General features: G+C 37.0%; 11 protein-coding genes. 7 read left to right on the top strand and 4 right to left on the bottom strand.

Annotated elements, in window-relative coordinates; all coding sequences use genetic code 11:
- Positions 1 to 20 precede the first annotated feature (20 nt).
- Positions 21 to 401: a Rid family detoxifying hydrolase gene (locus G6N06_RS08375; protein ID WP_163515809.1), complete on the top strand. Its 381-nt coding sequence runs from the start codon at positions 21 to 23 to the stop codon at positions 399 to 401.
- A gap of 125 nt (positions 402 to 526) precedes the next feature.
- Here the strand turns inward: G6N06_RS08375 and G6N06_RS08370 are convergent, their stop codons facing one another.
- The 4 genes from G6N06_RS08370 to G6N06_RS08355 form a co-directional block, all read right to left on the bottom strand.
- Positions 527 to 1,393, bottom strand: coding sequence for an N-acetylglucosamine kinase (locus tag G6N06_RS08370; RefSeq protein ID WP_163515806.1), 867 nt, complete (start codon positions 1,391 to 1,393; stop codon positions 527 to 529).
- A gap of 79 nt (positions 1,394 to 1,472) precedes the next feature.
- Positions 1,473 to 2,474 (bottom strand): type I glyceraldehyde-3-phosphate dehydrogenase, encoded by a 1,002-nt coding sequence (gene gap, locus G6N06_RS08365; RefSeq protein WP_163515805.1) that lies wholly within the window; start codon positions 2,472 to 2,474, stop codon positions 1,473 to 1,475.
- A gap of 102 nt (positions 2,475 to 2,576) precedes the next feature.
- Entirely contained in the window at positions 2,577 to 3,563 is a 987-nt protein-coding gene (pfkA, locus tag G6N06_RS08360; protein ID WP_163515803.1) for a 6-phosphofructokinase, read from the bottom strand.
- Positions 3,564 to 3,697: 134 nt separating this feature from the next.
- On the bottom strand, positions 3,698 to 8,104 hold the full coding sequence (locus G6N06_RS08355) for a translocation/assembly module TamB domain-containing protein (RefSeq protein WP_240338015.1): 4,407 nt from the start codon (positions 8,102 to 8,104) through the stop codon (positions 3,698 to 3,700).
- A gap of 109 nt (positions 8,105 to 8,213) precedes the next feature.
- Between G6N06_RS08355 and tsaD the strand changes: the two genes are divergently transcribed.
- The 6 genes from tsaD (at position 8,214) to G6N06_RS08325 (ending at position 14,178) form a co-directional block, all read left to right on the top strand.
- Positions 8,214 to 9,236 (top strand): tRNA (adenosine(37)-N6)-threonylcarbamoyltransferase complex transferase subunit TsaD, encoded by a 1,023-nt coding sequence (tsaD, locus tag G6N06_RS08350; protein WP_163515800.1) that lies wholly within the window; start codon positions 8,214 to 8,216, stop codon positions 9,234 to 9,236.
- Between the two features lie 12 nt (positions 9,237 to 9,248).
- Positions 9,249 to 9,953, top strand: a complete 705-nt coding sequence (locus G6N06_RS08345) for a 16S rRNA (uracil(1498)-N(3))-methyltransferase (protein ID WP_163515798.1) — start codon at positions 9,249 to 9,251, stop codon at positions 9,951 to 9,953.
- 464 nt (positions 9,954 to 10,417) lie between these two features.
- Entirely contained in the window at positions 10,418 to 11,032 is a 615-nt protein-coding gene (locus tag G6N06_RS08340) for a DUF4159 domain-containing protein (protein ID WP_163515926.1), read from the top strand.
- A 243-nt stretch (positions 11,033 to 11,275) separates the two neighbouring features.
- Positions 11,276 to 11,782 carry a TrmH family RNA methyltransferase gene (locus G6N06_RS08335; protein WP_163515796.1) on the top strand — a complete coding sequence of 169 codons (507 nt, stop codon included), beginning with the start codon at positions 11,276 to 11,278 and terminating at the stop codon, positions 11,780 to 11,782.
- A gap of 91 nt (positions 11,783 to 11,873) precedes the next feature.
- The gene (locus G6N06_RS08330; RefSeq protein WP_163515794.1) at positions 11,874 to 12,962 is read left to right on the top strand and encodes an AI-2E family transporter; all 1,089 of its coding nucleotides are present in this window, start codon (positions 11,874 to 11,876) and stop codon (positions 12,960 to 12,962) included.
- A 34-nt stretch (positions 12,963 to 12,996) separates the two neighbouring features.
- Positions 12,997 to 14,178 (top strand): THUMP-like domain-containing protein, encoded by a 1,182-nt coding sequence (locus G6N06_RS08325; protein ID WP_163515792.1) that lies wholly within the window; start codon positions 12,997 to 12,999, stop codon positions 14,176 to 14,178.
- Positions 14,179 to 14,276 lie beyond the last annotated feature (98 nt).

Below are 14,276 nucleotides of genomic sequence, written 5' to 3'. Positions count from 1 at the left end.
AAAATAAAATACAATTCATTATGAAAACAATCATCAACACACCAAATGCTCCTGCGCCAATAGGCCCTTACAACCAGGCTATCTTAAGTGGAAACACTTTATATACTTCTGGACAAATAGCTTTTGATCCAAAGACCAATGAACTTGTTCTTGATTCAATTGTTGCCGAAACCAAGCAGGTAATGGAAAACTTAAAGGCGGTTTTAGCAGCAGCCGATATGACTTTCGAAAATGTAATCAAATCGTCCATCTTTATTAGCGACATGAACAATTTCGGCCAAATTAATGACGTTTACGGTGGTTATTTTGATGAAGCTACGGCTCCAGCTAGAGAAACTGTGGAAGTGGCCAATCTTCCTAAATTCGTGAATGTGGAAATCAGTATGATTGCAGTAAAATAATTGTAACTTTAATGTTCCACAAAATAAAAAAAGCAGTGTCGTTGTTTTAAAACTTACACTGCTTTTTTATTTTATTCTCACCCGTGTGGAATTAATATCCTGAGGTTCTTGGTTTTATTTCAAATTTAATTTTGAAACTTTCGTGTATGATAACCTACCAAACCTTCAATAGGTCGGCGCACAAAATTTCCTGCGGTGAAACCCATTTCATCTGCTATTTCAAGGATCTGATCTTTGGCAAAAAACGCTATAGATCCAGCAAAATGAACCGGAACCGTTTTAACTTCGTCTTTAAATTGGAAAATCATGTTTCTTGCAAATATTCGGATTCCCTCTTTGATCATATTTTGAATATAGGTTGAATCTATATTTAGAAACATGAATTCTGCAAAATTTGCTAAATAAGCGTTCGGGCTGGGTTGTTTATAGAGATTGTATTTAATATAATCAGCGTCCATATTATACTTGTCGGCAAAGGATACTTTTATGGCTTCTGGCATATGATTAAAGTAATAATCACGAATTAACTGTTTGCCAAAATAATTTCCTGAAGCGTCATCCATTAAGGTATAGCCCAATGACTGAATTCGCTGATCTAAATTTTTGCCGTCGTAATAACTGCAATTTGAACCTGTACCCAAGATGCAAACTATTGCTGCTTCATCATCATGACTCAAAGTTGCCCTAACGGCGGCCATGGTATCTTCTGTAACTTCCACTTCCGCATTGACAAAAATGTCTTCCAGGACTCGTTTGAGGAGCAATCTAGGGTTTTCAGTACCACAACCCGCACCATAAAAGAACACATGAGTTACGTCGCGCTTGATTTCCGCCAGTTCTTCACTCTTTCTTATAATCTTGTAGAGTTTCTTCTCTTTAAGAATTTCTGGATTCAAGCCACCGGTCCTTATTTTTTCCTGTATTTGTTTTCCGCTATGATCTACTGAAATCCAGTCGGCCTTTGTAGAACCACTATCAACTATTAATATCATGTGTTTATTGAATGAAAAAATCCGTATAAGCTTAAATCTATTTAAATATAGCGAACTTATACGGATTGATATGGGTTAATTATAAAGAATGAATATGCTCTGCCAATTCAACCAATTTGGTAGAATAAGCAAATTCGTTATCATACCATCCTACTACTTTAAAGAATCTCGAGTTAAGTTCAATTGAAGCATCGGCATCAAATACACAGGTGTTTGTTTCTCCAACAAAATCTTGAGAAACCACCAATTCGTCAGTATAGCCAACAATACCTTTCATCTCACCTTCTGATGCATCCTTAAAAGCTTTCTTGATCGCATCCAATGAAGTTTCTTTAACAGTTCTTACGGTTAAATCCACCACAGAAACGTTAGCAGTTGGTACACGGAAGGCCATACCTGTTAGTTTGCCATCCAGTTTCGGAATTACTTTCCCAACAGCTTTTGCTGCACCAGTTGAAGCAGGTATAATGTTCATTAACGCACTTCTACCACCTCTAAAATCCTTTCTTGAAGGGCCATCAACCGTTAATTGTGTAGCTGTTGTTGCATGCACGGTTGTCATCAATGCCTCTTCGATACCAAAGTTGTCATCGACAATTTTCGCCATTGGAGCCAAACAGTTTGTCGTACATGAGGCATTAGATACAATTTTGTCTGAAGCTTTTACTTCTTTATGGTTAACACCCATTACAAACATCGGTGCATCCTTACTTGGTGCAGAAATCACCACTTTTTTGGCACCTGCCTCAATATGGTAATGTGCTGACTCTAAAGTTGTAAAAATCCCAGTACAATCGGCAACAACGTCTGCTCCTACTTCATCCCATTTAAGATTACGTGGATCTCTTTCAGCAGATACTCGAATAGTTTTCCCATTCACAACCAATTGTCCGTCTTTTACTTCAACCGTACCATCGAATCTACCATGTACAGAGTCATACTTTAACAAATAAGCTAAATGCTCAACGTCCAATAAGTCATTGATCCCTACTATTTCTACATTTGGTTTATTTAAGGTTGCTCTAAACACAATTCTTCCTATCCTTCCAAAACCGTTTATTCCTAATTTTAAATTTGACATTTTATTTTATTATTTATTAATATTATTTATTCTTGTTTTTTAAATCGGCCCACTTTACAAAACGATACCATGCCATACGGCAACTTGTAAGCGGTCACCATTTTAAGTGGTCATAATTTCTGAGACGCGCAGCAACTCCCTATCAATTTTTGATTTTCCTTTGACTGCCTCTCTAAGGTGGGTTAATTCCATTTTTTCATTGAGTAGACCAACCATATAATTGGTTTTTCCTTCCAACAGCGTTTCCACTGCTTTCACGCCCATTCTACTCGCCAATACCCTATCAAAACATGAAGGTGAACCACCACGTTGCATATGGCCCAAAACAGAAACCCTCACATCATATTCATCCATATTGGCTTCTACATAGTCTTTCAACTCAAAAACGTTTTTTCCAATTTTATCTCCTTCGGCTACCACTACAATACTTGACGACTTGCCTGAACGTTTACTTCTGTGCAACGATTCCAATAAGCGGTCAAGGCCCAAATTCTCCTCGGGAATCAAAATCTCTTCTGCACCTGCACCAACCCCCGCATTCAATGCGATATGGCCTACGTCACGCCCCATAACTTCCACAAAAAACAAACGATTGTGAGAACTTGCAGTGTCTCGTATCTTATCTATGCAATCAACAACAGTATTTAAGGCTGTATCAAACCCGATAGTATGTGTGGTGCCGAAAATATCATTGTCTATGGTACACGGAATTCCAATAATCGGGAATTCATACTCTTTGTTGAAAACCAATCCGCCATTAAATGTTCCATCACCACCAATGACTACCAATGCATCTATTTCGGCTTTTTTGAGTTGTTCATGAGCGATTTTTCGTCCTTCGGGCGTTCTGAATTGTTTTGAGCGAGCAGATTTAAGAACGGTACCGCCCTTGTTGATGATTCCTTTTACGCTACGAGCATCCATTGGCTTAAAATCACCCTCCATAATACCTTCATAGCCACGATAAATACCTACACATTCTACATTGTGGTAGGCACAGGTTCTAACTACGGAACGAATGGCAGCATTCATCCCAGGAGCGTCCCCTCCCGAAGTCATCACCCCAATTTTTTTTATATTTTTTGACATTTAATTCTTTTAGGGAAGTAAAATTACTAAACAAAAACTATAAAAAAGACGGGATTTATGATATTTTACCGGGCAATGTTAAATTCAATCGATTTCGTTAATAACTAAATTGAAATTGTGTAAAATCAGTTGGTCTAATTCTCCTCTTTACTCTTTTTTTTCTTCATTTTCAAATATTCAGGAAGTGGATTTTCTTCTCTTATACCCACATTTTTAGTTTCAACGGTCTTTTTGTCCTTTCGATTCTTTCCCGAAAAAATGATTCTTAGCAATTCCCTAAAGGTATCAAATTCGACATTATAAGATAAACCAACTCCTTGGGTATATCCAATTTCCTCACCAAAATTCCGAATATTGTTTTCTCTGTTAAAAAATTTGGCCGATAGGGTTCCGTCCTCATTCAAGAGTAATTCTATTTCAGCATCTCCGGCAATAACCGTCTCATTGACACCACCAATTGGCACTCCTACTTTCCCGTTGAACAGGACCCGATCACTAATTTTTGTACTCAATGTCAAACCCAATCGATCATCTGATCGGTAATCTGGCGTTTGTTCACCGGCCTGAAAGTTGAGACCTAATTTAAGTTTGTCGTCATCACTGGACAATAAGTCGTTAAACAAACTGTTTACCCGGTCCGCGATAGTACCATATGCTTGCTGCCCCAGACTGATTTCACTGGCAAAAGAACCTGTGGCCAATAAAAATAACGCTTGGTTCTCTCTACTCTCCTTAGTTTCAAGTCGGTATTCCAACTCAGACCTTACGGTAGAACTCGCATTTGGGAATGTTAAGTTGAAGTCTGGTGTGGGCTGTTCCAATTGGCCCGTTAGATCTATTTCTACATTTACCGGAATACTTCTATTGATTGGGTTATCGAGCAAAACGGAAGGGTTGGCTTCTGTTTTGTAGATGGCCTTTAAATTGATTTGTGCCTTTAACGCATCGCCTTCCCAAATGATACTTCCTCCTGGTTCAACCACCAGGTTTTTCTGAATCAAACCACCATAAGAAAAATTATAAATACCCTTAAATACCGAAAAGTCACCCCACATTTTAAACTTACCGTTCGTGTTGATTTCAAACAGGAGGTTGCCCTCCCCACTACCTTGGATCGTACTTCCAGAATTTCTGTCGATCACAATCTCGATATCCGCATTTTGGTTGACATTCAAGTCGAATTTCAGCTCCAAACCTTTGACCTGCGTTTCAGTAATGGTTTCACCTTTTAATCGGGCAGCTTTTTCTTCAGGGCTTAAAAAATGTATATAGGAGTTGTCCCCGAAACTTTCAACATCATTTAATGGAATTTTAAAAACGGTACCTTGTGCAGTACTGCCATCTACTTCAATTACCAGTTGATCTGTTGGCCCGAAAATACTTGCTGTGCCATTCATAAAAGCAGTACCATAATACAAGGCATCTTCAGCATCATCAGTATTTAAAACCAATAACCTATTGGTATCAATATCCAATCCTAGTCTCCAATCAGAAAAATTTTGATGCGACAAGAAACCATTCAATGTCGCTTTCGAAAAGAATTCTGAATCAGTAAGCACCACATCATTAAAAAGGAACCGTTGGTCTTTTAAAGTGACTTCTGTATCAAAATCGAAGGCATAATCAACATTCAGATAAGGTATGGCCAATCCGGCATTGTCCAAAATCAACTGGCCATCAATCTGAGGTTTTTTAATGTCTCCAGAAACTTTAACGTCTCCCGATGCCAATCCACGGATATTGGTGATGACGTCAGCCCCAAACACATTGAGCGGCTCTAAATCAAATTCACGAAATTCAACATCCAAATCGATATTGGAGTTGGTGGCGCTAACGTCTATATTGCCCGTAATGTCCAATGATTTCAGATTGTCGTTCCTTAAGAATAAATCGACCGTATAATTGGTGAGCGATTGGTTACCCACGATATCCGCCCGTAAATCGCCCAACATATAGTCATTAAACATGAATTTTTCTATACTCACATCTGAATCAGGCACATATATTCCATTTTGTTGAAGAATGTCCAAATTTCCGTTCAAGATGCCCCCAAAGCTAATGCTATCAAGGGTAGGTGTCACTTTGTTGAGGTCCACGTCCATGAATCTGAGCTTAATATCCTTATAGGTCGAATCTCGTAGAGCTCCTGACAATTGGATTTCTTCATCTTTATGACTGAAAACAACCTCAGAAATATCAAATTCCTTAAAACTTCGGTCAAAAGCAACTTTATTGAGCTGATTCTTTTGTTGATTTATGACCCACTCATTGTCCTTAATGATAATTTCTGATTTTTTAAACCCTACAACCGATTTATTGTCTTCGTCAATAGTGTAAAACAAACTCAAATTGTACTGGTCATTATTATTCTTGCCCCCATTGAATTCAGATTTGATAAATAGTGTATCCCTGACCGTAACGTTGATAAGATTGAATTTTGATACATTGTAGAATTTAGTGTTGATAGAATCTATCTCTATGAACGTATTGAAAAGAGGATTGCCATTGTCTATTTTTACCTGGATGTCATTCGCGAAATAGTCAAACAGTTTAATTTTAGGCGATTTAAAAGTCAAATTAAATCCGTGTCGGTCACTTTCAATCCGTCCCTTTACAAATGTATTCTTGCCAAGCTCCAGATCATGATAGAACACCTCCACAATTTTATTGTATATGGTAAAATTGAAGTCGAGATATTGATCATTTTCAACTTTATGCGGAACATAGTTGGTGTAAATACTTCCTATTGAATTTTCGACCAATCTGCCAATATCCTTGAACTTAAAAATCCCACTAACCTGTCCTTCAATAATATCAGGGGAATTGATCTCTACAATACGTTCTTTATCAACAAATCTAGAAGTGATTTCGAAATCATCAAAAAAGTAGGAGTCATTTTGATTGATATAAGTAGTGTTATTAAAAGTAAGTGTTCCAAACGCATCATCAATAGACGATCCATCCATATCCATGATAATATCGCCCTTGAAGATTGCTATACTATCTTTTGTCACAAAATTGAGGGCTCTTAAATTGGCATATTCTACTTCTGCGGTAAAATCCAATGCGCTGACTTGTGCTGACATATCGGCCAATCCCTTGAATTTGAATTTTAAATTTTCATCATGTGAGATTAAATCACCATTGAAAATCTTATTTCCCAGCTGGCCTGAAATATCAATGTTTTTATAGTCGTAGTTATTATAATTAAGATTAAAAACATGCCCCTTGATATTGGTGTTTAAGTTTTCTAATGTGAAACCTTTCCCATTCACCTCAAGGTCAAATGTAGTTGCCTTTATGTTTGGATCATTAACAATTTCTCCGAGATCAAATTCTTCAAAAACCACGGTTCCTTTATAGCTGGCATTGTCAATATCGTTAAACCGCAATAAATTCAAATCGGACTCAATATGTCCAAGTGCCGTGTTGATCTTTAAATCGGCAACAATATCAGTGGATGTGATCTTTGTTTTTCCATAAATGGTAAATCCCCCCAGTTTAGAAAATATGCTCGGTATTGAAGCACCTAAAATGTTGGGCATGAGCGACTTTAAATCGTAGTAGTTGGATGAGAGATTACTGAAATCGCCATCCATTTCAAAAGTGTTCGGCTCAACATTAAATAAGTTCTTAAAATTGATATCACCATACACCTTTGTCTGACTGCTGGTATTGAGCCTGAGGTTCATCATGGTCAAATCATTAAGTGTACCACTCAAACTCACACTAAATTTAGCATGATCTTCAACACCAAATTCGTTGTAAAAGGTATTCAATTCGTTAAGCATCACATCAGAATCCTTAAACGATGCAACAACTTCAACCTTATTGGTAAAATCCTGCAACTCTTCTCGATTGTATTTGAAGGTCAAATCGCCATTCAGAAAAGATTTCGGTGTTTTTATCGAAAGATTGGCAAAGGTCATATGATCCAAGGTGTACTCAAATTCAGTAACCATATTTTTTATGGTCAAGCCCCTACTGTCCCTAAAGGTAAGCGTGTTAATTCGCGCACTCACATCGCTACCATTAATCAAGAAATTGGTAGCATTTAAATTAAGATTGTTAAACTCAAGAACTTTGGGGGTCTCCTTATTGTCATTGATCATCCTGAACGTACTTCCATAAATGGATACATCACTTGAAGATAACAAAAACCCACTTTTATCGGGCCTCGGATTATCCTCTTCGAACCTTGCCACAAACACATCCAAATTGGTTTGGTCTTCGCCCAAATAAGTTCTGATATTAAAAGTCAAGCCTATGACATCAATATCTCCAAATGTCAATTTGTTATTATAAAGATTTCTGTAATTCCGTATGGACGTATTCAATGCTTCGATACCTATTAGGGTATCTTGCTTATAATCTTCAATATATATCCCTTTAAGCTCCACATCACCGTTAAACCGAAGGCCCACTTTGTTGATATAAATATGCGTGCCGTAATCATCATTGATGCGTTTGGTCACTTTTTTTCCCAAAAATGTTTGTATGGGCGGAATAGAGAGAATCAGCACCAAAATGATGAATAGCAATATGATTATTGCTACAATTTTGGATGCTATTTTTAAAAGTTTTTTGATGAGTTTTAAAAGTTATAACTTTGAAGCCAAAATTAACAATTATTGTGCCTAATTCTTACTAATGGCAACACAAAATATTTATATTCTTGCAATTGAGTCGTCTTGCGACGATACCGCTGCTTCTGTAATGCTTAACGGGAAAATCCTGAGCAATGTTGTGGCAGGTCAAAGCATCCATGAAGCTTATGGTGGCGTTGTGCCAGAATTGGCCTCGCGGGCACATCAGCAAAACATTGTTCCAGTGGTTCAACAAGCCTTAAAACGCGCCAACGTGGACAAGAAACAGCTCAGCGCCATCGCGTTCACACGTGGGCCTGGTTTAATGGGTTCTTTATTGGTTGGCACCTCGTTTGCTAAATCAATGGCCTACGGACTGAACATTCCTTTAATTGATGTCAACCATATGCAAGCGCATATTTTAGCCCATTTTATTGATGAGGATGGGTTTAAAAAACCGCCTTTTCCTTTTTTGGCGATGACCATTTCTGGAGGACATACACAAATAGTGAAGGTCCATTCTCATTTTGACATGGAAGTCATTGGAGAAACGATCGATGATGCTGTGGGCGAGGCTTTTGATAAAAGTGGCAAAATCTTGGGTTTAGGCTATCCAGCAGGCCCTGAGATTGACAAACGCGCAAAATTGGGCAATCCTAAGGCATTTAAATTCACCAAACCGAAAGTGGAGGGACTGGATTTTAGCTTTTCAGGATTAAAAACGGGCATTCTTTATTTTATCCAGAAGGAGACCAAAGCCAATCCGAATTTTATTGAGGAGAACCTGAATGATATTTGCGCCTCCATACAATATACAATCATCGGTATTTTGGTTGATAAATTGAAACTTGCCTCGAAGCAAACCGGTATCAAACATATTGCTATTGGGGGCGGTGTTTCAGCCAATTCGGGCATTAGACAAGCCCTGAAAGATGGAGAGGCAAAATTTGGATGGACCACCTATGTGCCTAAGTTTGAATTCACAACAGATAATGCGGCAATGATTGCTATTGTTGGATATTTGAAATTTCTTGAGGGTAATTTTGCACAACAGAACGTCATGGCTTCGTCTCGACTTAAAATTTAAATCAACACCGCAATGCAGCTTTTCTATAATCCAAATATTGACGAAAGCACCACGCAGATTGACTTTTCAAAAGATGAAAGCCGACATATTGTGAAGGTGCTTCGAAAAACTAATGGCGACCAGCTCCAAATCACCAATGGAAAAGGTTGGATGTTTGTTGCTGAAATTACACTTGCAGATATAAAAAACTGTGTGGCATCCATAATTTCCAAATCGTTTGTACCTGTCGGAAACTACAAAGTCCATTTAGCGGTAGCTCCTACAAAAATGAACGATCGTTACGAATGGTTTTTAGAAAAGGCGACTGAGATTGGCGTGGACACTATAACGCCCATTATTTGCGAACACAGCGAACGAAAAGTCATTAAAACTGACCGATTTGAAAAAATCCTTCAAGCGGCAATGAAACAATCATTACACCGTTATTTGCCAGAATTACAGGAAGCGATATCATTTAATGACTTTATAAATCAACCCTTCAACGGCCAGAAGTTTATTGCACATTGTGAAGAAACCGAACGTGTTTCCTTAAAAAACGCATTACAATCTCATACAGATGTGCTCGTTTTGATTGGTCCTGAAGGCGATTTCAGTCCTGATGAAATCAAGGCTGCCCTATCTTTAGGATTCCAACCTGTGAGCTTAGGAAATACGCGTTTGCGTACAGAAACAGCAGCCATTGTAGCGTGCCATAGCATTGCTTTTACAAATGAATAAAAGCTTTATATAGAATGCTATATATTCTTGATTAATATCGCTTTAGTAAAACAACCTCTATTTAACCATTCGTTTTCTTATGTCAATTTATGTCGCCCCTATGGAGCTGAAATTTTTTAATCTCTATGATTCTAATAAGATGACGTCACGCTATGCTTTTCTGAAATATCCTTATATCAAAAAAGCATGAATACTGTTCACCGCTCTTGATACTAATAGCTCTATAAAAGTGCTGTATTAATAGACAATAATCTTGTAGATAGAGACGATGAGGGGTCATTACATATTGGTTTCTTGTTTTTCACTTTTTAAAAATGAAAACTGAATTCCGCGATATCGCACTAGTTTAATTTTGAACCAATCTTTTTAATGTTTTACGGTATCACTATTTTTATTTATACTTTTGACAGATGACATTCCATTTGAAAATATTAAGACAATTTGCTTCGCTTTTGGTATTTGCTATGTGCCTATCAGTTTCAACTTATGCACAAGAAATTGCCGTATTAAAGTATAAAGGGGGTGGCGATTGGTATGCCAACCCTACCTCCTTGCCCAATTTAATTTCGTATTGTAATCTCCACATCAATACTAAAATCAATCCCAGACCACAAACCGTAGAGCCTGATAGTCCTGATATTTTTCAATTTCCTTTTATACATATGACAGGACATGGCAACGTGTTTTTCAGTGAGAACGATATTGAAAATTTAAGAAACTATCTTTTTTCCGGTGGATTTTTACATATTGATGACAATTATGGCATGGAGCCTTACTTGGTAAAAGAACTCAAAAAATTGTTTCCGAATAAGGAATTGGTAGAATTGCCAAAGACGCATCCCATTTTTAGTACCGCCTTTAAATTCCCTGAGGGATTGCCTAAAATCCATGAGCATGATGGCAAACGCCCTCAGGCATTTGGTATTTTTGAGAACGATAGATTGGTGTTGCTCTTTACTTATGAAACTGATTTAGGAAACGGCTGGGAAGATGAAGAAGTCCATAATGACCCTTTTGAAGTCCGGGAAAAAGCGTTGAAAATGGGGGCCAATATTATGAAGTATGTTTTTGAAAACTAAGTAGCTTTTGAACTATTTAAAGGTTTTCAAAAACCAACCTGCCCATCTGTTCAGGCGGGTTTCAGAAACACAAATCAGCAATAAAGGGTTATTGTTTATCATTATGAATAGCAATCTTTAATCGTAAATCGTAACTCATCAATCCATTTGCTTAGAGGTACATCCTGATAAGTTAACACATACCGAAAAAGCAGATTCAAATACACAAAATCAATAATCGTTAATCAACAATCTCCAATCTTTATGCAGCTCACCCATTACAATTCAAATTTCAAACAACACACCTTTCCCATAACCTTGATATGCGATAATGTGAGCAATGCTGCCAATATTGGAAGTTTGTTTAGAACTGCTGATGCGTTTGGAATTGAGAAGTTAATCTTCTCTGGCAATCCCATTCCTTTTGGAAGAAAGATGGCAAAAACCTCAAGAGCTACTGAAAAATATGTCAACTTCGAATGGTGTGAGAATTCGGAAGAAGCTTTAAAAAACCTTAAAAACTTGGGTTACCAAATTATCGCTTTAGAAATCACAGATAATAGCACCTCTCTGACTCACATGAAACTGAACACCAATCAACCGATAGTATTACTTATTGGTGATGAGAATTTTGGTATTTCTGAAGCTTGCTTAAAATTATCTGATCATATTATTCACATCGATATGTTTGGTCAAAACAGTAGTATGAATGTTGTACAGGCCACTAATATTGCACTTTATGAAATAACTAAACAGTTTAGAAAAGAATAAATGACAATTGTTCAGAACCATTGTCAAAGTTGTTTTGAATAGCGTTAATTTTTGTTGCAACCGCATCCTAAATTTGGTTTATATTTAAAAAATGAAAGCAAAAACCATTTCGAAAGGAATTTTACAAGCATTAGCCGTTGTATTTGGCATAATAATGCTGTTAATCTTTCTTTACAAAATACAGTCCTTATTACTTTATTTGTTTATTGCCGGGGTCATATCGCTTATTTTCAGGCCTGTGGTTTATTTTTTTAAGGATCGATTGAAGTTAGGAAGAAATATATCCGCTTTTATAACGCTTTTATTTATTGGGGGACTTTTTGCTTTAGCTTTATGGCTTTTCGTTCCCATAATATTGGAACAGAGCAAAAACATATCGGAAATTGATTTTGAAATGGTCAAAACCGATTTAAATGAACTCAGTATTCAGGCAAGCGAATATCTTGGAGTGGAAAAAATCAATATTATTGAAGCCATCAAACGCACCGACTTTGTACAAAATTTTGATTCTGAGTTTGTAGTTAGTTTTGTGGATGTTTTCGTAAATAATATTGGCACCTTTCTTATTGGTGTGTTTTCTGTCCTATTTATTTCATTCTTTTTACTGAAGGACGACCGTATGATATCAAATGCCGTAGCCAGTTTTGCCGAAGAAGGAAAAGAACGTCGGTTTTTGAGAGTTTTGGATAAAGCCAAGGAACTATTGTCCCGTTATTTTATCGGACTGCTCATACAGACCACGATTATGGGCATCTTCTATTTTTTGCTATTGCTAAATTTAGATGTGAAAAACGCACTTGCCATAGCGGTTATCTGTGCATTTCTCAATATTGTACCCTATTTGGGGCCTCTTCTCGGAGGCGCAGTCATGCTTTTGGTAGTGGTTTCTAATAATTTAGGGGTCGATTTTTCATCAGATTTACTACCACTTCTTGTCAAAGTTGTTATTGGAGTGGCCATCGCCCAGTTGATCGATAATCTTTTTTCTCAACCTATCATTTTTGGTAAAAGCGTGCGTTCTCACCCTTTGGAAGTTTTTTTGGTAATCATTATCGGAGGATTGATTTTTGGAATCCCAGGAATGATCATTGCCGTTCCATTTTATACCACCTTAAAGGTTATTTCAAAGGAATTCCTATCGGAATACAAAATCGTTAAGCAATTGACCAAGAATCTTTAAGTGTAATGGTTAATATTGCATTAAATTATATGCGATGAATCCTGCAATTCTACAACCTGAAGTTCAAGATTATATCAACCAAAACCTTAAAACGGATCCAACCACTCTGATTTTAAAAGGTGTCCCTTTCCATAAGGTGAGGGCAACAGAGGTGGTAGAACAGATTGAAGCGAAAGGCCGGTGTAAAAAGAAATTACCAACTTGGTTCCAACAATCCAATATCTACTATCCAAATAAACTCAATATTGAACAAACATCTTCTGAACTGACCGCTGAATACAAGTCGCATTTAATTTCAGGCAAAACCCTCATTGACCTTACTGGTGGTTTTGGAGTAGATGCCTATTATTTCGGAAAGATTTTCCAACAGGTCACTCATTGCGAGCTTGATGCTGATCTCAGTGGTATTGTTAAACACAATTTTGAAACACTTAAAGCCAATAACATCAATATGATTGCTGAAGACGGCTTATCCTATCTTAAAAATTCATCGAAAGATTATGATTGGATCTATGTTGATCCCTCCAGACGTCATGATAGCAAGGGCAAGGTGTTCTTTTTAAAGGATTGTTTGCCCAACATTCCTGAACATTTAGAATTATTATGGTCACACTCAAAGAATGTCTTGATAAAAACCTCTCCATTGTTGGACATTACGATAGGACTGAACGAATTGGAATACGTTAAGACTATCCATATTGTTGCTGTCAATAATGAGGTCAAGGAATTGTTATGGATTTTAGAGCATGTGTTTTCTGGGAATATAAAAATCAAGACCATTAACCTTAAGAATAACGGTAATGAACACTTTGATTTTTTTATGGAAGACGAAGCCCAGGTTGAGACCATGTATAGTGAACCACTCACCTATCTCTACGAACCAAATTCGGCTATTATGAAATCTGGTGGCTTTAACTCAGTGATAGAAGCTTTCAGGGTGAAGAAACTTCATAAACATTCGCATTTATATACATGTGAAACGTTGATTGAGTTTCCAGGAAGGACATTTATAATATTGAAATCGATCCCGTATAACAAAAAGCAAATTAAAGCGCTATCGATTCAAAATGCCAATATCACAACTCGTAATTTTCCTGACACGGTTCAAAATATTCGGAAATCATTCAAAATTAAAGATGGTGGCAATGATTATCTTTTCTTTACAACAGATGTCCGAAATGAGAAAATAGTATTAGTTTGTGCGAAAGTTGAATGATAATTTCTATTTGAAACAAAAAATCAATTCAATTCTTTAACATACTCTTAAGCAGACGGTTACGAGCATTATACATCATTCATCGGTACTAAAACATT

The organism is Gelidibacter japonicus (assembly GCF_010725055.1).
GTDB lineage: Bacteria > Bacteroidota > Bacteroidia > Flavobacteriales > Flavobacteriaceae > Gelidibacter > Gelidibacter japonicus.
Note: the sequence above shows the minus strand (reverse complement) of the source record. Positions and strands in the feature narration are given on the sequence as shown.

Coding starts and splice junctions, on each gene's coding strand:
- G6N06_RS08375 (WP_163515809.1), top strand. CDS start 21: ATGAAAACAATCATCAACACACCAAATGCTCCTGCGCCAATAGGCCCT.
- G6N06_RS08370 (WP_163515806.1), bottom strand. CDS start 1,393: ATGATATTAATAGTTGATAGTGGTTCTACAAAGGCCGACTGGATTTCA.
- gap (WP_163515805.1), bottom strand. CDS start 2,474: ATGTCAAATTTAAAATTAGGAATAAACGGTTTTGGAAGGATAGGAAGA.
- pfkA (WP_163515803.1), bottom strand. CDS start 3,563: ATGTCAAAAAATATAAAAAAAATTGGGGTGATGACTTCGGGAGGGGAC.
- tsaD (WP_163515800.1), top strand. CDS start 8,214: ATGGCAACACAAAATATTTATATTCTTGCAATTGAGTCGTCTTGCGAC.
- G6N06_RS08345 (WP_163515798.1), top strand. CDS start 9,249: ATGCAGCTTTTCTATAATCCAAATATTGACGAAAGCACCACGCAGATT.
- G6N06_RS08340 (WP_163515926.1), top strand. CDS start 10,418: ATGTGCCTATCAGTTTCAACTTATGCACAAGAAATTGCCGTATTAAAG.
- G6N06_RS08335 (WP_163515796.1), top strand. CDS start 11,276: ATGCAGCTCACCCATTACAATTCAAATTTCAAACAACACACCTTTCCC.
- G6N06_RS08330 (WP_163515794.1), top strand. CDS start 11,874: ATGAAAGCAAAAACCATTTCGAAAGGAATTTTACAAGCATTAGCCGTT.
- G6N06_RS08325 (WP_163515792.1), top strand. CDS start 12,997: ATGAATCCTGCAATTCTACAACCTGAAGTTCAAGATTATATCAACCAA.